The 25,679-nt window shown below is 47.6% G+C and carries 21 protein-coding genes and 1 tRNA gene; 8 read left to right on the top strand and 14 right to left on the bottom strand.

Translation table 11 applies throughout. The annotated features are described in order from the left end of the window. The first annotated feature begins 49 nt into the window (after positions 1 to 49). Positions 50 to 1,882 (top strand): glutamine--fructose-6-phosphate transaminase (isomerizing), encoded by a 1,833-nt coding sequence (glmS, locus tag VV1_RS03105; RefSeq protein WP_011078721.1) that lies wholly within the window; start codon positions 50 to 52, stop codon positions 1,880 to 1,882. 102 nt (positions 1,883 to 1,984) lie between these two features. Here the strand turns inward: glmS and VV1_RS03100 are convergent, their stop codons facing one another. The 5 genes from VV1_RS03100 to VV1_RS03080 all read right to left on the bottom strand — a co-directional run bounded on the left by VV1_RS03100 (position 1,985) and on the right by VV1_RS03080 (position 9,359). Next, a complete protein-coding gene (locus VV1_RS03100; RefSeq protein ID WP_011078720.1) occupies positions 1,985 to 2,515 on the bottom strand; it encodes an MltR family transcriptional regulator in 531 nt (176 codons plus the stop codon). A gap of 56 nt (positions 2,516 to 2,571) precedes the next feature. After that, positions 2,572 to 3,720, bottom strand: coding sequence for a mannitol-1-phosphate 5-dehydrogenase (locus VV1_RS03095; protein WP_011078719.1), 1,149 nt, complete (start codon positions 3,718 to 3,720; stop codon positions 2,572 to 2,574). A gap of 105 nt (positions 3,721 to 3,825) precedes the next feature. After that, on the bottom strand, positions 3,826 to 5,778 hold the full coding sequence (locus VV1_RS03090; RefSeq protein WP_011078718.1) for a PTS mannitol transporter subunit IICBA: 1,953 nt from the start codon (positions 5,776 to 5,778) through the stop codon (positions 3,826 to 3,828). A gap of 478 nt (positions 5,779 to 6,256) precedes the next feature. Next, positions 6,257 to 7,339, bottom strand: coding sequence for a TRAP transporter substrate-binding protein (locus VV1_RS03085; RefSeq protein ID WP_011078717.1), 1,083 nt, complete (start codon positions 7,337 to 7,339; stop codon positions 6,257 to 6,259). A 262-nt stretch (positions 7,340 to 7,601) separates the two neighbouring features. Further along, positions 7,602 to 9,359: a bifunctional lysophospholipid acyltransferase family protein/GNAT family N-acetyltransferase gene (locus VV1_RS03080; protein ID WP_011078716.1), complete on the bottom strand. Its 1,758-nt coding sequence runs from the start codon at positions 9,357 to 9,359 to the stop codon at positions 7,602 to 7,604. A gap of 400 nt (positions 9,360 to 9,759) precedes the next feature. Between VV1_RS03080 and VV1_RS03075 the strand changes: the two genes are divergently transcribed. Continuing rightward, the gene (locus VV1_RS03075; RefSeq protein WP_011078715.1) at positions 9,760 to 10,476 is read left to right on the top strand and encodes an SIMPL domain-containing protein; all 717 of its coding nucleotides are present in this window, start codon (positions 9,760 to 9,762) and stop codon (positions 10,474 to 10,476) included. A gap of 112 nt (positions 10,477 to 10,588) precedes the next feature. Here the strand turns inward: VV1_RS03075 and VV1_RS03070 are convergent. From VV1_RS03070 to rpsU, 5 genes are all read right to left on the bottom strand, one after another. Further along, a tRNA-Ile gene (locus tag VV1_RS03070) sits at positions 10,589 to 10,664 on the bottom strand. Between the two features lie 145 nt (positions 10,665 to 10,809). Next, entirely contained in the window at positions 10,810 to 12,684 is a 1,875-nt protein-coding gene (rpoD, locus tag VV1_RS03065) for an RNA polymerase sigma factor RpoD (RefSeq protein ID WP_011078714.1), read from the bottom strand. A 99-nt stretch (positions 12,685 to 12,783) separates the two neighbouring features. Further along, positions 12,784 to 14,547, bottom strand: a complete 1,764-nt coding sequence (dnaG, locus tag VV1_RS03060) for a DNA primase (protein ID WP_011078713.1) — start codon at positions 14,545 to 14,547, stop codon at positions 12,784 to 12,786. An 86-nt stretch (positions 14,548 to 14,633) separates the two neighbouring features. Further along, positions 14,634 to 15,077: a GatB/YqeY domain-containing protein gene (locus tag VV1_RS03055; protein WP_011078712.1), complete on the bottom strand. Its 444-nt coding sequence runs from the start codon at positions 15,075 to 15,077 to the stop codon at positions 14,634 to 14,636. Positions 15,078 to 15,105: 28 nt separating this feature from the next. Continuing rightward, complete coding sequence (gene rpsU, locus VV1_RS03050; protein ID WP_001145625.1) at positions 15,106 to 15,321, bottom strand: 30S ribosomal protein S21; 216 nt, start codon at positions 15,319 to 15,321, stop codon at positions 15,106 to 15,108. A 228-nt stretch (positions 15,322 to 15,549) separates the two neighbouring features. Here rpsU and tsaD point away from each other — a divergent pair, with 228 nt between their 5' ends. Beyond that, positions 15,550 to 16,569: a tRNA (adenosine(37)-N6)-threonylcarbamoyltransferase complex transferase subunit TsaD gene (gene tsaD / locus VV1_RS03045; protein ID WP_011078711.1), complete on the top strand. Its 1,020-nt coding sequence runs from the start codon at positions 15,550 to 15,552 to the stop codon at positions 16,567 to 16,569. A 120-nt stretch (positions 16,570 to 16,689) separates the two neighbouring features. Next, positions 16,690 to 17,508, top strand: a complete 819-nt coding sequence (locus VV1_RS03040; RefSeq protein ID WP_011078710.1) for an alpha/beta fold hydrolase — start codon at positions 16,690 to 16,692, stop codon at positions 17,506 to 17,508. Between the two features lie 71 nt (positions 17,509 to 17,579). On the opposite strand, the gene plsY is transcribed toward VV1_RS03040, so the two are convergent. Further along, on the bottom strand, positions 17,580 to 18,191 hold the full coding sequence (gene plsY / locus VV1_RS03035) for a glycerol-3-phosphate 1-O-acyltransferase PlsY (RefSeq protein ID WP_011078709.1): 612 nt from the start codon (positions 18,189 to 18,191) through the stop codon (positions 17,580 to 17,582). 123 nt (positions 18,192 to 18,314) lie between these two features. Between plsY and folB the strand changes: the two genes are divergently transcribed. From folB to VV1_RS03020, 3 genes are read left to right on the top strand one after another with little or no spacing between them, the layout of a single operon-like run. After that, a complete protein-coding gene (folB, locus tag VV1_RS03030; protein ID WP_011078708.1) occupies positions 18,315 to 18,674 on the top strand; it encodes a bifunctional dihydroneopterin aldolase/7,8-dihydroneopterin epimerase in 360 nt (119 codons plus the stop codon). After that, positions 18,671 to 19,153 (top strand): 2-amino-4-hydroxy-6-hydroxymethyldihydropteridine diphosphokinase, encoded by a 483-nt coding sequence (gene folK / locus VV1_RS03025; RefSeq protein WP_011078707.1) that lies wholly within the window; start codon positions 18,671 to 18,673, stop codon positions 19,151 to 19,153. Before folB ends, folK begins: the two co-directional genes overlap by 4 nt. 15 nt (positions 19,154 to 19,168) lie before the next feature. Next, positions 19,169 to 19,972, top strand: a complete 804-nt coding sequence (locus tag VV1_RS03020; protein ID WP_011078706.1) for an undecaprenyl-diphosphate phosphatase — start codon at positions 19,169 to 19,171, stop codon at positions 19,970 to 19,972. A gap of 63 nt (positions 19,973 to 20,035) precedes the next feature. Here the strand turns inward: VV1_RS03020 and VV1_RS03015 are convergent, their stop codons facing one another. After that, positions 20,036 to 21,259 carry a multifunctional CCA addition/repair protein gene (locus VV1_RS03015; protein ID WP_043921075.1) on the bottom strand — a complete coding sequence of 408 codons (1,224 nt, stop codon included), beginning with the start codon at positions 21,257 to 21,259 and terminating at the stop codon, positions 20,036 to 20,038. A 98-nt stretch (positions 21,260 to 21,357) separates the two neighbouring features. Here VV1_RS03015 and VV1_RS03010 point away from each other — a divergent pair, with 98 nt between their 5' ends. After that, positions 21,358 to 23,514 (top strand): AAA family ATPase, encoded by a 2,157-nt coding sequence (locus VV1_RS03010; RefSeq protein WP_011078704.1) that lies wholly within the window; start codon positions 21,358 to 21,360, stop codon positions 23,512 to 23,514. A gap of 73 nt (positions 23,515 to 23,587) precedes the next feature. On the opposite strand, the gene VV1_RS03005 is transcribed toward VV1_RS03010, so the two are convergent. Continuing rightward, entirely contained in the window at positions 23,588 to 24,199 is a 612-nt protein-coding gene (locus tag VV1_RS03005) for a TIGR04211 family SH3 domain-containing protein (RefSeq protein WP_011078703.1), read from the bottom strand. 183 nt (positions 24,200 to 24,382) lie between these two features. After that, entirely contained in the window at positions 24,383 to 25,642 is a 1,260-nt protein-coding gene (locus VV1_RS03000) for an inorganic phosphate transporter (protein ID WP_011078702.1), read from the bottom strand. Between the last annotated feature and the right edge of the window lie 37 nt (positions 25,643 to 25,679).

The following is a 25,679-nucleotide window of genomic DNA, read 5'->3' as shown; positions in this document are numbered from 1 at the left end:
TTTTGCTTGCGAAGTACGAGGAAGCAAAAAATAAAAATGGAGATAAAACATGTGTGGAATCGTTGGTGCTGTTGCACAGCGTGATGTCGCAGAGATCTTGGTTGAAGGTCTACGTCGTTTAGAATACCGCGGTTATGACTCTGCGGGTGTTGCAGTGGTTGATAGCCAATCCAACCTAACTCGAATTCGTCGCTTGGGTAAAGTACAAGAATTGGCGGATGCTGTGGATCAAGCCGAGGTCGTTGGTGGGACGGGGATCGCGCACACGCGTTGGGCGACTCATGGTGAGCCTTCTGAGATCAACGCGCACCCACATCAGTCGGGCGACATCAGCGTGGTACATAACGGCATTATTGAAAACCATGAAACGCTACGTGAGTTGTTGCAATCTCGTGGCTATGTGTTTGAATCTCAAACGGATACTGAAGTGATTGCTCACTTGGTTGAGTGGGAATTGCGTACCGCAGCGTCATTACTTGAAGCCGTACAAAAAACCGTTAAACAATTGGAAGGTGCTTACGGCACGGTTGTCTTGGATCGTAACGATCCTTCGCGCATCGTGGTGGCTCGTTCTGGTAGTCCGATTGTGATTGGTTTTGGTGTGGGTGAAAACTTCCTTGCTTCCGACCAACTGGCACTGCTTAACGTAACTCGCCGCTTTATGTACCTAGAAGAAGGGGACGTTGCAGAAATTACGCGCCGTGAGGTTGCGGTATATGATGCATCGGGTGAGCGTGTTGAGCGTGAGATTGCCGAATCAAACGCTGAGCATGATGCGGGTGATAAAGGTCAATACCGTCACTTCATGCAAAAAGAAATTTACGAGCAGCCGACGGCACTGATCAACACCATGGAAGGGCGTATTACCGCAGATTCCGTGGTGACTGAAGCCATTGGTGTTAATGCAGCTGAGATCCTAAGCAAAGTTGAGCACGTTCAGATCGTCGCATGTGGTACCTCTTACAATGCGGGCATGACAGCGCGTTACTGGTTCGAAGACATTGCTGGTGTGAGCTGTGATGTGGAAATTGCTTCGGAATTTCGCTACCGCAAGTTTGTGACTCGTCCAAACAGCCTGCTTATTACGTTATCTCAATCGGGTGAAACGGCGGATACTCTTGCAGCTTTGCGACTAGCAAAAGAAAAAGGGTATATGGCGGCCATGACCATCTGTAACGTGGCGGGGTCATCTTTGGTCCGTGAATCTGACTTTGCCTTTATGACTCGTGCAGGGGTGGAGATTGGTGTCGCTTCTACCAAGGCGTTTACAACCCAATTGGCCGCTCTACTTATGCTGGTGACGGCGCTGGGTAAACAACAAGGCCGTATCAGTAAAGAAAAGGAAAAAGAGATCGTAGAAGCGTTGCACGCGTTACCTAAGCAAATCAACGCAGCACTCTCTTTTGAAAAAGACATTGAAGCCTTGGCGACAGATTTTGCAGATAAGCACCACACCTTGTTCCTTGGTCGTGGTGAGTTCTATCCCATTGCAATGGAAGCGTCTTTGAAACTGAAAGAAATCTCTTACATTCACGCTGAAGCGTACGCGGCGGGTGAGCTTAAACACGGTCCTCTTGCGTTGATTGATGCAGACATGCCTGTGGTGGTAGTCGCGCCAAGTAACGATCTTCTCGAGAAGTTAAAATCTAACGTTGAAGAAGTGCGTGCACGCGGTGGTCTTTTGTATGTATTTGCGGATGCGGACGCAGGGTTCGAGGGCGATGAAACCATGAAGATCATCACTATGCCTCACGTGAGTGAAATCACTGCAGCAATCTACTACACCATTCCAATGCAATTGCTCTCGTACTACGTGGCGTTGATCAAAGGAACGGACGTTGACCAACCTCGTAACCTAGCGAAAGCGGTCACGGTAGAATAATCGTTTTGAAAGAATGCGATGAGCCGAGGTGTTGTCACCTCGGCTTTTTTGTTTTAACGCAGAGGTGCAGAGGAAAGGGAAGTCGGTTTAAAAGAGATAAGACTAAAATGGGCTGTCCTTGCCCAATTCATGACAGATTTCGACAATGGCGAGTGAGAGACCAGAGCGGATGATTTGTTGCTTTCTTTGCAGTTGAAGCTGATAAAAACTCAGCTCGATATCGTCATCAGGGTCATCGACTTCAAGTTGCACCATGCCCATTTTCTGCACGAGATGAAGTTTCTTAATCGGTTCGAGTATTTGGGGATCGGTAAACTCGTATTCTGTGCTATCACTGTTGAGTTTGTTTTTGAGCTTAATGATGTCTTCAATATCGTGATAGTGATGATCTGATAACACGCCTAAACCAAAGAGCAGTTTTAAGCGTACAGAAACATCACCTAATGGACCAGAGTCCTGCAAAAGCGGCCCAACGACAGATTGCACCGCAAAATTATCTTTGCGAAAAATTCGTTGTACCAAGCCATCGACGGCCTCGGTAAGGATGTCGACGGTCTCAACAAAAAAACCGCGTACACTGGGGGCGTGATTTAATCGTTCAATGATGTCACTTTCGTTTGTATGCTCTGCCATAAACTGAATCAATATATCTTTTTTATATTTGAGGGGAGCATAGCTCCCCCTACTGATTAAAGTTGGTTGTAAAGAGTTTCAATCTTTGCAACCTCAACACTGTCCTCTGCAAGGCTTGTGTATTTTGCCAACGTTTTTTTCACGCCAACTTGCTGCAGTGAGCGCTGTAATTCCACGGCCTGTGGATCACTGTCATTTTGATATTTTAACGCGGCAGCGATGCCTTTTAAGAGATGCTGATTTGCCGTGCCGAACTCAATTGTACCCAGTAATGGTTTGATTAATCTATCATTCATACCAAGTTTGCGAATAGGTTGGCGACCAACGCGGTCCACTTCATCCACTAAGAATGGATTGGCAAAACGCGCCAAGATCTTCTCGATGTAGGCTTGGTGCATCTCACGATCAAAACCGTAGCGACGAATCAGCACTTCACCACTTTCCATCATTGCCTGTTTGACTTGGTCACGAATGGCTGGATTTTCAATCGCTTCTCGAATAGTTCGGTGGCCTTGTAAGCAACCTAAGTACGCAGTAATGCAATGGCCAGTATTTAAGGTAAACAGTTTGCGTTCAACAAAAGCCATGAGGTTATGGGTCTTTTCCATCCCGGCAATGGATGGCACTTCGCCTTTAAATTGCTGCTCATCGACAATCCATTCACTGAAGCTTTCAACGGTGACTTCCAGAGGATCATCGTTAGCGGCTTCTGCTGGGGGCACAATGCGATCCACTGCGGAGTCAACAAAGCCAACAAGCTCGTCAGCTTGGGCGTGTAAGGATGCATCGAGATGTTTGTACACTTCCCCTTTTAAGTGAGTTGTGCCACGAACCATATTCTCGCAAGCAATAATATTAAGTGGTGCCAGATTGCCAGCGGCAAAGCGTTTTGCAATCCCTTGGGCAATGGTTTTGGCTATGATATCCAACACATTCGGTCCCACTGCGGTGGTGACTAAATCCGTCTGGACGATGCGATCAATCACCTCTTCACTGGCCGAATTAACAGCGGTGACATGGGTAACGGTATCAATTTGGCATTCACTGCCGACCACTTTGACTTTGTACTCTTGCTTGTGGCTCAACTGATCAACCAAAGGAGCATCGACATCAGCGAACGTCACTGCAACATTGGCATCAGCCAACAATTTACCAATAAAGCCGCGACCAATGTTACCGGCACCAAAATGTACTGCGTTTTTCATAATACTTACCTACCAATTTAAAATGCATGATGAACTTAGGGTGAGGCCAACCGTATAGGGGAGCAGTTGACCTCGATTTTGCTCAGGAGCAAAAAGTTGAACGAATTAAGCGGCTTGTTTTCCACCGAGGATGTCTAGAATTTCTTCGATATCTTCAGTGCTGGTGAGCCTCTCAATCGCTTCTGGTTCATCAAGGGCGTTGGTAATAGTGGTAATCACTTGGATGTGTTCATCGTTCTTGGCTGCAATACCAATCACAAGTTTGGCCACATCGTCTTTGTCGTCAGTAAATTGGATACCCGATGGGTATTGGCAAATGACAATGCCTGTTTTTTTCACGCGATCTTTCGCTTCCACGGTGCCATGTGGCACGGCAATGGATTCGCCAAGATAGGTGGGGACGAGGGCTTCGCGTTCAAACATCGCCTCTATATATTCAGGTTCTGCGTAGCCAAGCTCAACCAGTTTGTTGCCAGCGAAACGAATGGCTTCTTCTTTGCTATTCGCTTTCAGGCCTAGGTGAATGTTTTCACGCTGGATTTGAAAGACTGAGGGTGGTTGCGCTTCAAATGTATCGTCGTTGGCAGCTAATACAGACACTTTGACGACGTTGTCATCATTTGCTGCTGACAGCTGTTGCGCTGCAAACAGCTTGGTCACGAGTTGATTGTACATTTCACTGTCTAGGAAGTTGGTTAGTGAAATGTGGTAAGCATTCGGTGCGTGCTTACGTGCACGATCCGTAAGATCTTTATGCGTAATCACAATGTCGGCGCTCTCTGGTAAGCTGTTAATTGCAAGGTTAGTCACATGGATGTTGAGCCCCGCATCCTGAATTTTTTTACGCAGCATGCTCGCCCCCATGGCACTGGAGCCCATTCCTGCATCGCACGCCACAATAATGCTGTGCACGGTTGCTAGGTCTACATCACTTTTGTTTTGGTTGGTGACATTAGCACGCCCTTTTGACGCCGATTTCATGTTCTTCATCTGTGAAGTGGCTTTTTCCAATGCAGCTTCGTCGCCTTCCTCTTCTGTCGATGTTTGTGTTTTCATCAGTAATGCAGCGACAGCAAAAGAGACACCGGTTGCTGAAGCAATGGACGCTAATACGCCGAGGATAGAGGCTTTTTGCGTCATTAGGAGAATCGCGAAAATAGAACCTGGAGAGGCGGGTGAAACAATCCCAGCATTGAATACCGTCAGGACAAATACCCCAGTCATACCACCCGCGATTGCGGCAAGGATCAGGCGTGGATTCATCAAAATATAAGGGAAATAGATTTCGTGGATCCCACCAAAGAAATGGATGATCGAAGCACCACCTGCCGTCTGACGTGCTGTACCTTTACCAAACACCATGTAGGCGAGAAGAATACCGAGTCCAGGACCAGGGTTTGCTTCAATGAGGAAGAAAATCGATTGGCCAGCTTCTGAAGCCTGTTGGATGCCCAGTGGAGAAAAAATACCGTGGTTAATGGCATTGTTGAGGAACAAGATCTTCGCAGGCTCAACAAAAACAGAGGTCAAAGGAAGGAGGTGCGCAGAGACCAGGAAGTTGACGCCAGCCGCTAACCCGCCAGAAAGGACTTTGACAAATGGCCCGATAAAGAAGAAGGCGAGAATCGCACACAGCATGCCAATAATGCCGGCAGAGAAGTTGTTCACCAACATCTCAAAGCCACTTTTGACTTTGCCATCAATGTAATTGTCGAATCGTTTGATCGCCCAACCACCCATAGGGCCGACCATCATTGCCCCCATGAACATCGGGATGTCAGTGCCGACAATCACACCCATTGTGGTAATCGCACCGACAACCGCACCTCGGTCTCCGCCGACAAGCTTACCACCGGTATAACCGATGAGCAGTGGCAGTAGATAAGTGATCATTGGTCCAACCATTGCCGCCAGCGTTTCATTTGGCAGCCAGCCAGTCGGAATAAATAGGGCAGTAATAAAGCCCCACGCAATAAATGCCCCGATGTTGGGCATAACCATGTTAGACAAGAAACGACCAAAATTTTGTATCTTGATCTTTGCATCTGGTGATATCATACGAATTCCCCGTTTGATGTTCTGATGAATGTTGTAGTAACGGTTCGCCAAAACCGTTTGATTGCTTAGTTCTCAATCAATCTACCACATATTTTTCTATTAGAACTGATAGCGGGTTTTTCGTGATCCCCCTCCTGATTTTTCCATTCGCAAGCGTTTTTTACGTGATTTTTCTCACTTTATTGAGTTGTAAGTTAATAACAAATTGCGCTTTGGTTATTTGTCAAATCTTTTGTTGTTGATCTTTGTCTCGTTTTGTTAAATTTGAAATAAAAATAAATTGTGACACTGATCATTAAAATCTTCTTTTTGAGCTCTAATTAAGATTTTTGAGTGATTTTTGTCACAATTGTATTTTGAGTGGCTTTGTCGGATGTGGTGATAAAGGTCACTGTTTTGGTTTGGCTGTAATTTTTTGACAGAATACAGTGAAGAAAAGAAGCACGCTTGGTGCTTCTTTTGGGCTGGGTTGAGTGAGCTACTGCGGGTTAGTATCCAAATACGCTTTGGCGGAGATCGCCGTCCAAGCACGCACTTTCTTCAGGTAGTTTTCTTGTGAAGTGATGATCTCTTTCGCGAGCGGATCTTTGGCTGCTTCTTCCTCTAACAACTCATTGGTTGCTTGTCGCATGGCTTGTAACACAACAGGCGGAAAATCGCGCACCTTGATGTCTGGGTATTCGCTTTGCATGGTTGCCCAGCTATTGGCATTGGCATCGATCGCTTGGTTGTACATATCAAACGCCGCCACACGGAAGGCGGTTTCTAAGATCACTTGCAGATCTTTGGGTAATGTCTCCCAGGTCTTCTTATTCACTAAAAACTGTGTTTCTGAGCCCGGCTCATGCCACGCGGTATAGTAGTAGGGCGCGATTTTGTGAAAACCCATACGCAAGTCAAACGCAGGACCCACCCACTCCAATGCGTCAATTGTGCCACGTTCGAGTGATGTGTAGAGTTCTCCCGGCGCAATATTGGTCGGTTTAGCGCCAACTCGTGCCAGCACTTCGCCCGCAAAACCGGGGATACGCATTTTCAACCCTTTCAAATCTTCAACGGAATTGATCTCTTTCTTAAACCAGCCACCCATTTGGATATCTGAGTTTCCGCCAGGAAATGAGAGCAAATTGTGCGGAGCATAAACTTTTTGCATCAGTTCCATACCACCACCGTAATAGAACCAAGCGTACTGCTCCGTGGTGATCATGCCAAAGGGCATCGAAGAGAAATAGAGCGTGTTGGGGACCTTCCCTTTCCAATAATAAGAGCTGGAGTGGCCAAGATCATATTGACCAGACTTGACCATATCAAACACACCCAATGGTGCTTTGTGCTTGTTGGCTGAATCGATGCGAATCTGTAAACGACCGTTTGACATTTCTTCAGCGAGCTTAGCCATGTTTTTTGATGCGTCACCGAGTATCGGCGTATTCGGGCCCCAAGTTTCAGCCAGTTTTAAGCGATACACTTCTTCTGCAGCAAAAAGTGAAAAAGAGAGCAGGGCAGTGGAAGCGATAATCGCACGTTTCAGAAAAGAGCGGTTGGGCTTGATTGTCGGCATGACGTCCTCGTTTGTGTTGTTGTTTGCCAACAGATTCAAATTAGATGATTTTTTCGTCAATAGAATAAAAAACAGTCTAATGGACTGTGATAAGACGAATATCTGTCATAGTGAACAAAATATGCACGGAGTATCGGTGATTTAACGGTCCTGCTCAGTACTTTGGCCGCCTGGCGCTCGTGCTTTAAGAGGATTACTCTGATTGTAAAACTGCTGCTTAGGTCACGACATGGCAATGCATACGTGACCAAAAGCCATCAATTCATGCTTGATGAAGTGAGAGATAGTGCCGTGCTTTAGCTGGCGTCATGTATTTGCCTAGCGTTTTTTCGGGCACATCACGCAGATCCACCACAATCATGCCATCCAACGCATTGTTAAACGCAGGGTCGACATTAAAGCACACCAATTTGCCATTCAGCCCTAAGTATTGTCTTAGCAAAACGGGCACCCCTTTACCTTCATCAATACGAGAAATCACTCGAGACAGCAGTTGCAAATCACCAAGTGCCGTTAGCATGCTGGTGTTCCATTTGGGATGATGATCGGGAATGGGATTAAGTGGTTTGACGAGCTCGGCGCTGGCAGCATCATAATGGTGCAGCGTCATGGATTGAGCGAGCAGTTGTCTTGCAGTGGGGCTGTAATCGTTGCTGATGCTGACCGGCCCAAACAAATGCGTGTATTGCGGATGTTGAGAGACAAAGGTCGCAATTCCCTTCCACAGGAGCAAAAGTGCATTCATGCTGCGCTGGTAGGGGGAGGTGATCACAGAGCGTCCCATCTCAATCGACTGGCCTAACTGGGTAAGAAAGGGTGCGTCATAGTCGAATAATGTGCGCGAATAGAGCCCATCCAATCCAGATTTTTCCAGCAGTTTGTCCACTAAACCGAGGCGATAAGCCCCAACCAGGTGCTGGTTTTCATCATCCCAGACAAACAGATGATGATAATGGTGATCAAAACGATCGATGTCGATCGCATAACCCGTCCCTTCCCCTACAGCGCGAAAATTGATCTCTCGTTGTCGGCCGATCTCATGCAGAATCGAAGGAATATATTTGGCAGTGGTGCAATAGACACTAAAATTACCTTGGCGAAGCAATAAAGCATCTTCAGGGAGCATCGCCAGATCCAATAACCACTTTTGCTTTTCTAATGGCTCAGCAATCGGGGCTAGAGGGGGATTGGTGTCGTGATCCATTGGGGGGTGAAGTGGTGGTTCAGCGCTGAGTAAATACGTGTTTAAACGCAAATAACTGACTAGCTGCTCATCCGTCAAATGTTGTACTTCTTTGAATTTGATTGGCTGACCAATGGCAATTGGAATCGCTTGCTGCTTCTTATTGAGTAATTCACGCCCTAACATCAGCGTGCGCAAGAGAGGGTGAATCTTGCCTGCAAGATAAAAGCGTTGTGAGTTCTGCCCGTCGATAAACACAGGCAGAGCATGCGCTTTATGTCTGCGGATCAGAGCGCTGACAGAACGACTCCACTCTTTATCTTCTAAGCGTTTTTGCTTTCTATCAACAAGTTGTGATACCTCACCGGCAGGAAAAACTAAGAGTAACCCTCCTTGAGCGAGATGCTTGTTTGCATCGCGTAGCGCCTTCATGTTGGACTTTGCTGCCTGCTGGGAATCAAATACATCCACGCCAATAAAGAGCGTATCCAACTCAGGAACGGTTTTGAGATATTGGTTGGCAAGGATCTGAACATCCTCCCGCATCATCAGCAAGAGTTCAGCAAGAATCACCCCTTCAACGCAGCCTAACGGATGATTAGCCACCACCACCGTTGGGCCAATCTGTGGGACGTTCGCAAGCGAGCCTTTGACTATCTGATAATCAATACCCAGAACTTCAAGGGTATAGCGTAGAAAGGTTTGAGTGTCACAGTGAGGTGGACGCTGAGCATAAAACTTATCCAATTTGCTCAGCCCCGTCATCCATTCAGCAACATTTTCTCCAATGCCAAAAGGCGTTTTACGTGGAAGACGAAAAGGACTGTTGATTGCCATAAAGACCTCGAATCTGGGTTTCTGATCCTCATGCTAATCGTAAGAGATGACAGTCAGGCTTCAGCAAGATTGGCCTTTAATGACGCTTTTGTGACGCTTTGGTTAACAGATGAGTCGAGAAGTGCGTGCAACAACAAGTAAAATGATGGAAATAAATTATCCGCTGCTCACAAAATATACTAATTTTGCATCAAAATGTAAGTTTGGGTGTTAAGTTGAAACTGCGGGACAAAATAATATAACGCAAACGTCAATAAACCTTTGTTATGCTGCTCTGGAAAGCGGGAACCGAATTCGGTTCCCGTTTCTTTATCTAATTAGTGCCATGTCTCAGTACTGAAGAACTAACTACGCTATGTTGTAGGATTCGAAAGTTTTGGTAATTTTTAAAGGTTAGGTTATGAGAGAAATGACAACCCAAGCCGCGTTGATTCTAGGTGTATCCCTAATTGTCGGCTTAGGCGTATTGGGTTATCTAGTTCAGCAAACGGCCATTCAATACAAAGCACTGGATCGCATTGTGACGGTTAAGGGGTTATCGGAGAGAGAGTATCCTGCTGATACGGTCATTTGGCCGATCCGTTTTACGGTTGCCAGCAATGACATCCAAGATCTTTTCACCAAAGTGGATACGCAATCAACGTTAATCACCGATTTTCTCAATAAACGTGAACTTTCAGATAGTGTCCAATGGTCTGCCCCTGCGGTGATTGATAAGAAAGCTCAGCAATATGGGGGAGAAGCAAATGCGGAATATCGCTATCTCGCCATTCAAACCATCACGGTGTACAGCAATAAAGTTGATTCGGTACGTCAAGCCATCAGTCTTATTGGACAACTGGGCAAGAAGGGGATTGTTTTCAACCAAGATGCTTACGACAACCCGATTGTCTACAGCTTCACTCGCTTAAACGAAATTAAGCCGGAAATGATCGAAGAAGCCACTCACAATGCGAGAGAGGTGGCTGAGAAGTTTGCCAAAGATTCCAATAGTTCACTTGGCAAAATCCGCACAGCATCACAAGGCCAGTTTTCTATCATGGATAGAGATCACAACACGCCACATATTAAACGCATTCGTGTGGTTTCGACGGTTCAATACTATCTTTCTGATTGATTAAGGGAAGTGCCTAATGAACCAAAGCTTACCGGAAGTACTCACAGACCAGGTATAGACCGGACTAGAAAAGACAAAGGCCCGTAGATGTCTCTACGAGCCTTCTAGAATTTGGTGGCCCCTCCCAGACTTGAACTGGGGACCAATCGATTATGAGTCGACTGCTCTAACCACTGAGCTAAGGGGCCAAATCAGAGCCAAGATTATAGGAGAACTCGCGCGGGGTGTCTAGACGTAGCTACGGCTAATTGCGCTTAGTTTTTATTCACTTAGCGAAGGAAACTACAAAAAAGGTGAGCCATGGCTCACCTTTTTGCTTGAGAAGAGTATGCGTTACTCGTCAAGGAAGCTACGCAGAGTTTCTGAGCGGCTTGGATGACGCAGTTTACGCAGTGCTTTTGCTTCGATCTGACGAATACGCTCACGCGTTACGTCGAACTGTTTGCCCACTTCTTCTAGAGTGTGGTCGGTGTTCATGTCGATACCAAAACGCATACGCAGTACTTTTGCTTCACGAGGTGTTAGACCTGCAAGAACATCTTTTGTCGCTGCTTTTAGGCTGGTCGCCGTTGCAGAATCAAGAGGTAGCTCTAGCGTGGTATCTTCGATGAAATCACCTAGATGCGAATCTTCATCGTCACCGATTGGCGTCTCCATTGAGATTGGCTCTTTAGCAATTTTCAGTACTTTACGGATCTTATCTTCTGGCATTTGCATACGCTCTGCCAGTTCTTCCGGTAACGGCTCTCGACCCATCTCTTGTAGCATTTGACGAGAGATACGGTTTAGCTTGTTGATCGTTTCGATCATGTGTACCGGAATACGAATCGTACGTGCTTGGTCTGCGATTGAACGCGTGATTGCCTGACGAATCCACCAAGTTGCGTAGGTCGAGAACTTGTAACCACGACGGTATTCAAATTTATCAACCGCTTTCATCAGACCGATGTTACCTTCTTGGATTAGATCCAAGAACTGTAAACCACGGTTTGTGTACTTCTTCGCGATAGAGATAACGAGACGTAAGTTCGCCTCAACCATCTCTTTCTTCGCACGGCGAGCTTTTGCTTCACCGATAGACATACGACGGCTGATGTCTTTGATGTTGTTCACTGAAAGCGACGTTTCTTCTTCAATTGCTCTTAGCTTGGCGATTGAACGACGAATGTCTTCTTCGTGCAGCTTGATCTTTTCTACGTATGGCTTGTCAGAAGCGAGGATCTGATCTAACCATTCTTCGTTAGATTCGTTGCCAGTAAAGAGTGCAATGAACGACTTCTTCGGCATTTTCGCGATTTCTACCGCAGACTTCATGATCAAGCGCTCTTGCGTACGAACGCGATCCATGGCGGTGCGAAGTTCGTTAACCAAATGGTCAAACTGCTTCGGTGTTAGACGAAACTCTTTAAACACATCGAGCATCAGTTCATGGGCTTGAGCTGTTTGAGCACTCTCTCGACCATGTTCATTCACGGCAAGTTGCAGATTCTGGTAGCTGTTACGAAGCTGAGTGAACTTCTCTAGCGCCATTTCAGGGTCGATGCCGACATCTTCCTCTGAATCACTGCTTGAATCGCCATCTTCGTCTTCATCTTCGTCTTCATCGTCGATGTCGGTGTTGTCTTCATCTTCCAAATCAGATTCTGCAAGCTCTGAACCGATGTGTGTTGCGGTTGGAGCTGCCGTTTCATCTGCATTTGGATCAACAAAACCACTGATAAGATCAGTTAGGCGAAGTTCTTCCGCTTGTACTTTGTCGAACTGTTCAAGAATATAAGGAATGGTTCCTGGGTATTCAGCAACAGACGACTGTACTTGGTTGATACCATCTTCAATTCGTTTAGCGATGTCGATTTCGCCTTCACGAGTTAGAAGTTCAACGGTACCCATTTCACGCATGTACATGCGCACTGGGTCTGTAGTGCGACCAATTTCGCTTTCTACGCTTGAAAGCGCAGCAGCGGCTGCTTCGGCAGCATCTTCGTCGGTAATGTTTGTTTCATCACTCAGTGCTAGGTCATCGGCATCAGGAGCAGTTTCTACTACCTTGATACCCATGTCGTTAATCATCTGAATGATATCTTCCACCTGTTCTGAATCTACGATTTCAGCAGGTAGGTGGTCATTTACTTCGGCGTAGGTCAGATAGCCTTGCTCTTTGCCACGGATGACAAGTAGTTTTAGCTGTGACTGCGGATTATGATCCATAGACGGTATCCAACTTCGTAATCTGGTGAAGGAATTAGTATGCGAAATGCAAACCACTAACTATAGCAAATAAAATTGTTGCTGACTAATTAAACAGGGTTACGCTTTTAAATCTAGCATGAGTGCCATAAGCTCCCTTCTTTCATCGGCTGATAAGCCGATGCTTCTATCTTTTGCCTGCAGGTTCTCAATTTGCTTTTCAACACACTGAGCAAGAATCTTGTCCAGCGAGTCTAAAAATATGTCTTCTTCATTGTCATCGTCGAGGGGGATTTCCCAACCTGCTAAACGAGACAGAAGTTGTTCATTCTGGCTGCCACGCCAGCTTTCTAGCAATTGGCCTGTGGTTATATTGGGGCGTGCTTGGCATCTTTCAAGCACTTCTATCAATAAACTCAAGCCGGGTATGGTTAAATGTTTGACCGGGGTTAAATCCGGCACCAGCTGCGAGAAGCTTGGACGCTGAATTAATAGGGCGACCACTTCACGCATGGGTGTTCTTTTTAGCTCACGGTGGGGCTGTGGCTTTTTGTCGGTTTGGCCTTGGCGATCGATCAGTTGTTGCAGCTGTCGTTCATCCACCAAGCCTAAACGGCGGCCAAGTAATTCCCTCAAGTATAGACGCAAAGTGCCGCCTGGCACTTTATCGATCAAAGGAACCGCTAAGGTTGTGAGCTTCGCCATACCTTCTTTGCTGCTCATGTCAACTTGTTGCGCAAGCGAGCTGAACATGAACTCTGACAAGGGCATGGCATTGGCCACTTGTTGCTCAAACTGCGCTTTACCAAATTGACGAATATACGAATCGGGATCTTCGCCATCAGGTAAAAACATGAACTTCAATTGTCGGCCATCATTTAAGTAAGGCAATGCGTTTTCCATGGCTCGCCAAGCGGCTTCTCTTCCTGCCCGGTCACCATCGTAACAACAGACGACGGTGCTGGTTTGACGAAACAGCACTTGTAGATGATCACCCGTGGTGGACGTTCCCAGGGAAGCGACGGAATAATCTACGCCATATTGGGCTAGCGCGACAACGTCCATATAGCCTTCGACCACTAAAATTTGAGGTGGCTCTCGATATGCCTGTAGGACTTCGTACAAGCCGTAAAGTTCTTTGCCTTTGTGGAAGATTGGGGTCTCTGGTGAGTTGAGATATTTTGGGGTGCCATCCCCAAGCACTCGCCCGCCAAATCCGATAACACGCCCACGGCGATCGCGAATAGGGAACATCACACGGCCACGGAAGCGATCGTAGCGATTACCTTTTTCGTTCTCGATCAACATACCACCGGCGACCAGCATCTCTTGTGCTTCAGGATGCTGACCAAAGTTTTTACGCACCAAATCCCATTCATCGGCAATATAACCAATGCCAAATTTCTGTACGATCTCGCCTGATAGGCCGCGATTTTTTAGGTAATCGATCGCGATTTTGCCTGAAGAAAGCTTCAGTTGATTGCGATAGAACTGGCTAATGCTGGCCATTAAATCGTAGAGGCTGCGCTTTTGGCTACTGCTGGCTTGAGGTGCTTGGCTAAACTTAGTGTTGGTTGAGCGTTGTTCGCGTGGAACGTCGAGACCAAGATAAGAGGCAAGTTCCTCAATGGCTTCCACAAACTCCAATCGTTCAAATTCCATCATAAAATCGATGGCATTGCCGTGTGCACCGCAACCGAAGCAATGGTAGAACTGTTTTTCTTGGCTAACGCTGAAAGAGGGGGTTTTTTCGTTGTGGAATGGGCAGCACGCCCCATAGTTCTTGCCTTTTTTCTTAAGTTTCACCCGTGGGTCGATGATGTCGACGATATCAAGTCGAGCAAGGAGATCATCAATAAAACTGCGTGGGATGTGTCCTGCCATAAAACCTAATAAAAAAGAGAAGGGTAGATACAAACAAGCCGTGCGTTCCAGAGGATAGCACGGCTTGCTGCAAACAGGTGCGGGAACTAAGCCAGTTTAGCGCGAACTAAACCACTTACTTTACCCATATCTGCACGGCCTTGAATTTGCGGTTTCAGAACAGCCATTACTTTACCCATGTCTTGCATGCCTGCTGCACCAGATTCCGCAATCGCACTGTCGATCAGCGCGGCTACTTCGTCTTCATTCAGCGGTTGAGGCATGAATTCTTCAAGCACCGTAATTTCTGCTTTTTCCGCATCAGCTAAGTCTTGACGACCTGCTGCTTCAAATTGCGTAACAGAGTCGCGACGTTGTTTAACCATTTTTGTCAGCACAGCAAGAATGTCGTCATCGTTCAGAGTGATCTGTTCGTCGACTTCACGTTGCTTGATAGCAGACAGGGCTAAACGAATAGTGCCAAGGCGCTGTTTGTCCTTGGCTTTCATCGCTAGTTTTTGCTCTTCTTTGAGTTGTTCAATAAGAGCCATAACTAAATTCCTTTCCGGAGCTCAGTTATTAGTACAGGCGAACGCGACGAGCGTTTTCGCGAGCTAGCTTCTTAGCGTGACGCTTTTGAGCTGCTGCTTTAGCGCGTTTGCGAACTGTAGTTGGTTTTTCGTAGTGCTCACGACGACGCACTTCAGAAAGGATACCTGCTTTTTCGCAAGAGCGCTTGAAACGACGTAGAGCAACGTCGAACGGTTCGTTTTCACGTACTTTAACTACTGGCATATGCCTTTCACCTCAGGGGTTATTCGTTAACGCTGGCAATAAATAGACAAATCACTAGCGATTGGTCTCTAACCAGCTTGATCAAAAATGGTGCGGAATTTTAATCCGATCCCTGCGCCTTTGTAAAGCCTTTTGTCGATTATTGTCTGTACAAAATTTGTTTGTCTGGGCTGCGCGAGGTAATATGTCGGCAAATTTTCTATTAGCACTGAGCATACAGAGAAAACTATGCGCATTCTCGGCATTGAAACCTCCTGTGATGAAACAGGAATCGCCATTTATGACGATGAAAAAGGCCTACTGGCCCATAAATTATATAGCCAAATTAAACTGCATGCCGATTACGGCGGTGTCGTGCCTGAGCTCGCTTCTCGTGACCACGTGAAGAAAACCATTCCTCTTATTAAAGAGGCGTTGAAAGAAGCCAATTTAACAGCAAAAGATATTGATGGTGTTGCTTACACAGCAGGGCCAGGTTTGGTGGGGGCACTTTTGGTGGGGGCAACGATCGGTCGAAGCCTCGCTTACGCTTGGGGAGTGCCAGCCGTTCCGGTTCATCATATGGAAGGTCACTTGCTCGCACCTATGCTTGAAGACAACCCACCGCCGTTTCCATTTGTGGCGGTGTTGGTCTCGGGTGGTCACTCGATGATGGTGGAAGTGAAAGGCATTGGTGAGTACAAAATTCTAGGCGAATCCATTGATGATGCGGCGGGTGAAGCATTCGATAAGACGGCGAAACTCATGGGGCTAGATTATCCCGGTGGTCCATTGCTGTCTAAATTGGCCGAAAAAGGGACGCCGGGTCGCTTTAAGTTTCCGCGTCCGATGACCAATGTACCCGGTTTGGACATGAGCTTCTCTGGTTTGAAAACCTTTACCGCGAATACCATTGCGGCGAATGGTGATGATGAACAAACACGTGCTGATATTGCGTACGCTTTTGAAGAGGCTGTGTGCGCTACACTGGCGATCAAATGTAAGCGCGCACTAGAACAAACGGGCATGAAACGTATTGTGATTGCGGGTGGGGTGAGTGCCAACCGTCGTCTTCGTGCTGAACTAGAAAAACTGGCGCACAAAGTGGGCGGGGATGTCTATTATCCACGTACCGAGTTTTGTACTGATAATGGTGCAATGATCGCGTATGCAGGTATGCAGCGTTTGAAGAACAATGAAGTGTCAGATCTTGCGGTAGAGGCCCGACCTCGTTGGCCAATTGATCAATTGACGCCAGTGATGAAATAAACTCAGTATAATCACGGTCGCTTAGGCGGCCGTTTTTTTACTTTGCTGCTTTTTATTCACATGGAACTGAATGGCATCTTGTGTTGCCTATGTTAGGTTCTGCTGATTTTAGGAAAAATAATGAAAACATTCGTCATAGATGGCAAAAGCATGGCTTATCAAGATGTGGGTCAAGGTCCGGTCTTGTTATTTGGTCATAGCTATTTGTGGGATAGCCAGATGTGGGCGCCACAAATTGAATTTTTAAGTCAGTCTTATCGTTGTATTGTGCCGGATTTGTGGGCGCATGGGGAATCTGAGTCCGCACCAACTCACTGCAATTCATTGGTGGATTACGCTCAACACCTGCTCGCGTTGATGGACCATCTACACATTGAGACGTTTTCTATTGTCGGTTTATCCGTCGGTGGGATGTGGGGAGCGGAACTGGTTTCACAAGCACCAGCACGCGTGACTTCTTTAGTCATGATGGACACCTTCATTGGCCTAGAGCCGGAAGTGACACATCAGAAATACTTCGCCATGTTGGATGCTATTGCGCAAACCCAAATGGTGCCAGCACCGATTGTGGAAGCAGTTGTGCCGCTGTTTTTTGCCAACGATGCGAAAGAGCAAACCCCGCAATTGGTTTCGGATTTCGAACAACGCTTAGCGTCACTTTCCGGTGAACGTGCGGTGGAAGTGGCGAGAGTTGGACGTATGGTGTTTGGTCGTCGCGATGTGATTGAGGATGCGGAAAAATTTGCTTTGCCAACCTTGATCGCCGTTGGTCAGCAGGACAAACCTCGCCCAGTGTTTGAATCTTACTTGATGCACGATGTGATCACCGGCAGTCAATTGGTGGAAATTCCTAACGCTGGCCACATCAGTAACTTAGAGCAGGTTGAGTTTGTTAACCAAATGCTTGAGACGTTTCTCGCGGCAGTTTACGCCAAGTAAGCGAACGATAATGGCCTCATGAGGGGCCATTTTCTATTCCTTTGACGTCTATCGTCGTCTCTTATTTCGCTTTACTGTGACTTGGGCATTTGCAGTTTTTTCTCACCGATCTTGGGTTCTTCACCAGTAAATAAACGGCGGATATTTTGGTGATGTCTTAACACAATCAAGCAGCAGAGCATGCCTACGGGCAAGGTGTACTGGGGCTTGATCATCCAAGTGTACATCGGGGCAAGTAAAACGGTGACCAAAGCGGCCAATGAAGAGTAGCGGAAGAGTATCGCGACCAACAGCCATGTCGCCATGATCATCCCTGTCAAATCCAAACCGATAGGTGCTATGGCTCCCAGCGCTGTCGCCACCCCTTTACCACCTTGGAAATGAAAGAACAATGGGTACATATGACCAAGGCAGGCCGCAATGGCGATCACGCCAAGCAGTACGGGTTCAATGCCGAGGTAGTAACCACTCCAAACCGGAATGGTCCCTTTGAGCATATCGCACAGCAGTACGGCCGCGGCGGCACCTTTGCCACCGATGCGCAACACGTTGGTAGCACCAGGGTTGTTTGAACCCACACCTCGAGGATCGGGCAATCTCAGCACACGACAAATCAGCACCGCACTGGAAATTGATCCCAGCAGGTAGGCGATGATGGTCATTGTCACTGCCATTGCGTCCATGTGAGTCCCTAAATGATTGGAAAGTAATGCTCATTTTTCGCGTAGTTGCTATCATAGCGCGATTGCAAAAATAATACGATGAATTTACCCCATTCGGGTATCCGACCTCTATAAGGACAAATTATGGCGCTGGATAAAGTGTTTATTGAACAGTTGGAAGTGATTACCACCATTGGTGTCTACGACTGGGAACAGCAAATTAAGCAAAAATTGGTGTTGGATATCGAAATGGCGCACGACAATCGTCCTGCAGGCAAAAGTGATGATGTGGCCGATGCGTTGGATTATGCGCAAGTGAGCGAGGCGGTATTGAATCACATTGAAAACGGTCGTTTCTTACTGGTGGAACGCGTCGCGGAAGAAGTGGCTGAGCTCATCATGACTCAATTCTCAGTGCCTTGGATTCGCATTCGCTTAGCTAAGCCGGGAGCTGTTCCACAAGCTCGCGCTGTGGGTGTGGTGATTGAGCGAGGCCAAGCATGAACACCGTCTATATCGGCGTAGGCAGCAATATTGAGCGAGAAAAGCACGCACGAGCCGCTTGGCAAGAGCTCACTTTGCTTGGCGAAGCCTTACAAGCCTCACCGATATATGAATGTGCCGCTGTTGGTTTCGACAGCCATGCCTTTTTCAATTTTGTCATTCGTCTCAATACGTCTATGACGTTAGAGGAATTGGCTTCTCAGCTCCGCCAAATCGAACTGCGATGGGGCCGAGAAGAAAATGCAGCGAAGTATCAGGATCGAACACTGGATCTTGATATTGTGCTGTTCGGCGAATGCATTTCGAGCCAAAAGCCTGAACTGCCTCGCAGTGATATCTTTAAATATCCCTTTGTCATACAACCGCTTTATGATTTGCAGCCGGATCTGGTGATTCCAGGTGATGGCCGTACCGTGGAAGAGATTTGGCAAACTGCACGCGATCTCGACACATTGAAAGCGGTTGATTTTTCATTATAAAAAACTGAGTAAACCATGAGTTATTTTGAAGCGTTTGTGTTGGCTTTGATTCAAGGCCTGACCGAGTTTTTGCCGATTTCCAGTTCGGCGCATTTGATCCTGCCTTCCGCCATTCTTGGCTGGGAAGATCAAGGGTTAGCTTTTGATGTGGCGGTGCATGTCGGTACCTTAGCCGCCGTGGTGATCTATTTCCGTAAAGAGGTGATCACGCTCTTCGCTGCTTTGTTCGCGTCGATTTTTAAAGGAGAACGAAGTAAAGAAGCCAAGTTGGCGTGGATGATTGTGATTGCGACGATCCCAGCCTGTATCTTTGGCTTGGTGATGAAAGATGTCATCGAAGTTTATCTGCGTAGTGCCTATGTGATTGCCACAACGACCATTATTTTTGGTCTGTTGCTTTGGTGGGTCGATAAGAATGCCTCTTTGCTGGATGATGAATACCAAGCGGGTTGGAAGAAAGCTCTGTTTATTGGTATTGCGCAAGCATTGGCGATGATTCCCGGCACTTCTCGCTCTGGGGCGACTATTACTGCTGCGCTTTACTTGGGCTTTACTCGTGAAGCGGCCGCGCGCTTTTCTTTCCTGATGTCGATTCCCATCATTACGCTGGCGGGTTCTTATCTTGGCTTGAAGTTAGTGACCAGTGGCGAGCCCGTTCATGTCGGCTTTTTGCTAACCGGTATTGTCACTTCCTTTATTAGTGCCTATCTGTGTATTCACCTGTTCTTGAAGATGATTTCACGTATGGGAATGACGCCGTTTGTGATCTACCGATTGATCTTAGGTGTCGGCTTATTTGCTTACCTGTTAATGGCTTAATCTCGAGCTGCTTGATCGCACAATCACTATAGCGCCCACAGGAAACTGTGGGCGTTATGTTTTTTAAGCGTTGAGCAGCGCCGCTTTTACCGCTTCAGTGCGCCTTCTTTCCTGTTCATCACGAATGGCTGGCCCTTTGAACCCATCCTGAATGATCGATTGCACCTCGACAGAGAGCGCGGCTTGATACGCTAACTGGATCCGTTCTGCTTGAGGGTAAGGGTGATCTTGCAGACCTTGGCGACCCGCATGATCGGCTTGGCAACAAAGGAGGATATCGTTTAATCGCTCCGCTTTGCGCCACACATCCAGTTTGTTGAAGATTTTGACCATGGTTTGCGGCTTGAGCTCGGCTGCGCGATGGATGTTGGAGTGCTGCTCACACACCATTAAAGCCAGATCGCGAAACTCATTCGGTACGCGCACGCGTTCACACAACTGTTTAATCAACTTAAGGCCGGTATGGCAATGCATTTTGTGGCTTGGCCATTCGCTTGGCGGTGTCACGCCTTTGCCTAAGTCGTGCACTTGGGCTGCAAAGCGCACCACTGCAGACGAGCTCAGCTTCGCCGCTTGTTCTGCGACCAACAAGGTGTGTATGCCTGTGTCGATCTCTGGGTGCCATTTTTCAGGCTGAGGGACACCAAACAAAGCATCGATTTCGGGAAGTACCACGGCCAAAGCACCACACTGACGCAAGACAGCAAGAAACTGCTGTGGCGCAGGCGTGAGTAGCGATTTGTGCCATTCTTGCCAAACTCGCTCGGCGGTCAGTGCAGACAGCTCGCCAGAAGCGACAATGGACTGCATCAACTGCATGGTTTCATCGGCCACGCGAAACCCGAGTGGTGCCAGTTTGGCCGCAAAGCGAGCCACTCGCAACACGCGCAGAGGATCTTCGACAAAGGCCTCTGACACATGGCGCAAAATACGATTCTGCAGATCTTGCTGTCCACCATACGGGTCATAAAGCACGCCCTGGCTATCCATAGCAATGGCATTGATGGTCAGGTCGCGTCTGAGGAGATCCTCTTCTAAAGCCACATCAGGAGAGAAGAAGCACTCAAAGCCTTTGTAGCCTTGGCCTGTTTTTCGCTCGGTGCGAGCCAGCGCGTACTCTTGTTTGGTTTTGGGGTGCAAGAAAACTGGAAAATCTTTCCCGACAGGAGAGTACCCAGCATTGAGCATTTGTTCCGCAGTTGCACCGACGACAACCCAATCTTGATCGTAAACGGGAATACCCAATAACTTGTCTCTTACCGCTCCACCCACTAAGTAAACTTCCACGCGTGTGACCTCGAATATTTGCTTATCTGACTGGACATTGTAGCAAGCAATGGTACTTTGCTCTCTATTCAATTGACGTATTTGCATTTGGTCTGTGTATGTATAAGGATTTTTTTGGTTTCTCTGAGCTGCCTTTCTCGATAGTGCCCAACTCCCGCTATCTCTATTTAAGTCAGCGCCATCGTGAAGCCATCACACATTTACAGGCTGGCCTCGGGGATGGGGGCGGTTTTGCCATGCTGACTGGGGAAGTGGGGACGGGGAAAACCACAGTCGCAAAATCAATGTTGGCCAACCTTGACGGCCAAACCTGTGCCGCTTTGCTGCTCAACCCAACTTTTTCCAGTGTCGAACTGCTTGAAGCCATTTGTGATGAGTTTGGCTTGAGCTACACGGCCAACGCTTCCCTTAAACAGCTCAACCAACGCATTTATCAGTTTTTGTTGGAAAATCATCAGCAAAATATCCAAACCTTGTTGGTGATTGATGAAGCACAACATTTGGCGGCGGATGTATTGGAGCAGTTGCGTTTATTGACCAATCTGGAAACGGAAACACGCAAGCTGTTAAAAGTGTTGTTGGTGGGGCAACCTGAACTGCAACAATTACTGCAGACCACACAATTGCGGCAACTTGCTCAGCGCATTACAGGCCGTTACCACCTATTGCCACTGAATCCTCAAGAAACCGCAGACTACATTGCGTTTCGTATTCATACCGCTGGGGGAAATCGTACCCTGTTTGATCACGCCAGCGCCAAAGTGATTGCTCAGTATAGTCATGGTATTCCCCGCCTGATTAACTTGATTTGCGATAAAGCGTTGCAATTGAGCTATCACCAAGGCGACAAAAAAATCACTAAAGCGACGGTCGAGCGTGCTTGCCAAAATGTGATGGCATTTCAGGCTGAGATCTATCAGCAAACCTCAAACCGTTTGTCTTTCCCTTGGGGGAAAGTCTCTGTACTGGCCGTTTGCGTTGCCGGAGTGTTGGCCATGGCCGCTTATTGGCCTTTGATCCCCACTGACAATGTCGTTTCCACTGCGCCTCAGGTCGAGCTAGACAGGCCTGCAACCGAGTTGCCTGTACCAGCTTCAGTGCCAGCAATCTTGGTGAATGATGAACAATGGCTCGGCGAGTCAGCTGTCGCGCGGATGACCACTCGAGCGCAAGGATTAGAAGAGCTTTACAAATTATGGGGATATCGAGCAACGCGCATCGATACCTTATGTGAACAGCCATCCACGTCGATTTTCCAGTGCCAAGTTCGGCAGCTTAATTGGCAAGAGTTGCAGCAAACGCCACACCCTTTGTTGCTGACACTGCAGCATGAAGGGCAACGGGCTTACGTTGTCTTGCTGGAAGTCAACTCAGAGCGCGTCGTTCTGCTTACAGGCGAGCAACGCCTCACCTTCACGGTTCCACAGTTGATGTCATTATGGCGGGGCGAAGTCACCGATCTATGGCCTATGCCTCTGAGAGAGACATTGCGCCTGGGTATGCACGGTGAGGCCATTGAAGTTTTGGACCAATTGCTCGCTAAAGCACTCAATGATGAACCGTTAATGACGACGCAGTTTAATGCAGAGCTGATGCAGCGAGTGGAATGGTTTCAACGTTGGCAAGCGATGACCGAGGATGGCATCGCCGGTCAGCGTACCTTGGCGCGTTTGCAGCACATGGTCTCATTGTCCGAGCCGTGGCGAGAACTCTCTCAGGCTGAGAAACAAGGCGAAGAGCAGGTGATGCGCTATCCTGAGTTTCCCTCGCTCGCGCCCCTTCTCAGAACATATCCGTTGGCGGAAACTGGCGACGTTATCAACGTGGCCGATCAAACAAGCCCCACTTTGGTGGCGAGCCCATCAATTCCGAGTGAAGAAAAGAAAACAGAGGACGAGCGACTGTTTGAAAACCTCGACCTGTCAGGCTTATCGCCAGAGCTGGCGCAAAAAGTCGAAAATGCCTTGCTGGTGGAGACACAAACTGACAACTCACCGCAAGCAGAGTCAACGGTTTCAAGGCTCGATCTGAGCGCGGAAAAATGGCATGGGCGCTTGCCGCCACTCAATTTGCAGACACACATGTATTCGAGCGATCCGAAACGTCGCTGGTTGAAGATTAATGGTGCGGAGTTCCATCAAGGTGAGTGGATCGATAACCAGATTCAACTGGTGGAGATTTCAGCGCAGTCGGTGATTGTTGAGTTCCAAGGAGAGCAGATCGAAATTCCAGCGCTCTATGAATGGAAAGGCTAAAGAGGAACTGCAAGGGTTCATCAGCCGAAGAGTGAGAAAGAAATCGGGCCGCGAATGCGGCCCGTTTTGATGTTTATGCCCAGCCTGAGTTTGACTTCTTACGACGTGGGATCATGTAAGGCAGAATCAAGCCGAACAGAAGACCAATGCCAGCCACACCACCACCGTACATGAAGTATTTCAACAGTAGGTCGTCTTTTTGTGTGTCGAGTTTTGCACGCAGTTGGCGATTTTCTGTTTGTACAGAAGCAAGTTGATCACTGATTTCGCTGTATTTCTTCTCTAGATCTGAAATTTGTTGGTTGCGAGTGTCAAGGGAGTCCACCAAGCCTGCCTTTTCGGTATCGGCATTTTGGCGCGCATTCGCCAATTGAGATTTTACTTCTTTCAGCTCTTTCTCAAGACGAGGAAGGCGCACAGCCATACTTTCTTGGCGTGTGATGAATTTTGCTTGAACCCAGCCCTTGCGGCCTCGCTCATCGACCACTTCGCTATAGCCAGTTTCGCTGTTGGTTTGAAGGAGTTTTACTTTGCTACCCGCATCAACGCTACCAATAATACGAAACGTGTTATTTGGGCCAGAGTGCATGTAGGTAAACAGTTCATCTGCGATGTAGCGGTCTTGGGCGAAAACGGATGGTACAGCCAGAATAGTCAGTAACACCGTGACGATGAGTTTTTTCACAATAAATCCCTTAACGATTTAATCAGAGTCGGCGATAAAAATTCGGATTAACGAATAGTAAAAACTTTCCCTGACGCATGCAACAAAGAAGGGAGGCAAAGCCTCCCTTAATGTGCGTTTGAGTCAAATATGACAAGGCGCTTACACAATCGCGGCGCGCCTTACATTCTCATGACGAGAAAATTAACCGAAGATCGCTTGCATTGCGTAGTAGAACACCACGGCAAGCAGTGCACCTGCAGGTAGTGTTACAACCCAAGAAGCAACGATATTACGAACCACGCCTAGGTTGAGTGCTGCGATACCGCGTGCAAAACCAACACCCAATACCGCACCCACAAGTGTTTGTGTGGTCGAAATTGGTAAACCAGTACCAGAAGCCAGTACAACGGTTGAGGCAGTGGCAAGCTGAGCAGCAAAACCACGGCTTGGAGTCAGTTCAGTGATACCTGTACCCACCGTTGCCATTACTTTGTGGCCCATGGTCGCAAGACCCACAACAATACCAAAACCACCAAGAGGAAGAATCCACCAAGCGATAGTGCTTTTCGCGGTTACTTCGCCCATGTGCTCAATGGTTGATACAACGGCAGACAGTGGACCGATCGCGTTTGCTACGTCGTTTGAGCCGTGTGCGAATGCCATTGCACAAGCGGTGATGACCATAAGAACGCTGAAGATGCTTTCTACGCCAGCGAAACCATGATCGTCTTCGCGGTTAGCGAATTTCTTCTGGATGTAGAGGTAGCCGCCTAGCATAACAAGGCCAGAAACACCGGCAGACCAGAACCACGCTTCGGTGCTGCTCAGGTGCAGACCAACGTGTTTTAGCCCTTTCTTGATGGTAACCAGTGCAATCACCATGGTGGTAATAAACATGTACACAGGTACGAAACGCTTGGCGTTCATCAATGGTTTTTCTGTATCGAAAATCAGGCGTTGTGCGCTGACGAAAATGACGTAAGCGAAGAAACCAGAGATCAGTGGTGTAATGATCCAGCTTCCCACGATGCCTTGTACGCTGCTCCAGTCTACCGCTTCAGTGCCGACTGAAACGCAGGCGAAACCGATGATCGCACCGATAATAGAGTGCGTGGTCGATACTGGCCAACCCATGTAAGAAGCCAACAGTAGCCATGTACCTGCTGCTAGGAGCGCAGACATCATCCCGAAGACAAGAACATCTGGTTGGTGAGCAAAGAGAGATGTTTCGATAACACCTTTACGGATAGTGTCGGTTACTTCACCGCCTGCAAGATATGCACCCGCAAATTCGAAGATCATCGCAATGATGATCGCTTGTTTTACGGTAAGTGCTTTTGAGCCTACCGATGTGCCCATCGCATTGGCAACGTCGTTCGCGCCAATACCAATTGCCATCATAAAACCAAAAACAGCTGCAACAATAATCAGGACAGTGCCGTAGTTCGCAAGGATATCCATCGTAATACCTAGTTGATTTATAACAAGCGGAGCAATA

It is taken from the genome of Vibrio vulnificus CMCP6, from assembly GCF_000039765.1.
Classification (GTDB): domain Bacteria; phylum Pseudomonadota; class Gammaproteobacteria; order Enterobacterales; family Vibrionaceae; genus Vibrio; species Vibrio vulnificus_B.
The sequence above is the reverse complement of the archived record's forward strand: the minus strand, read 5'-3'. Positions and strand labels throughout refer to the sequence as shown.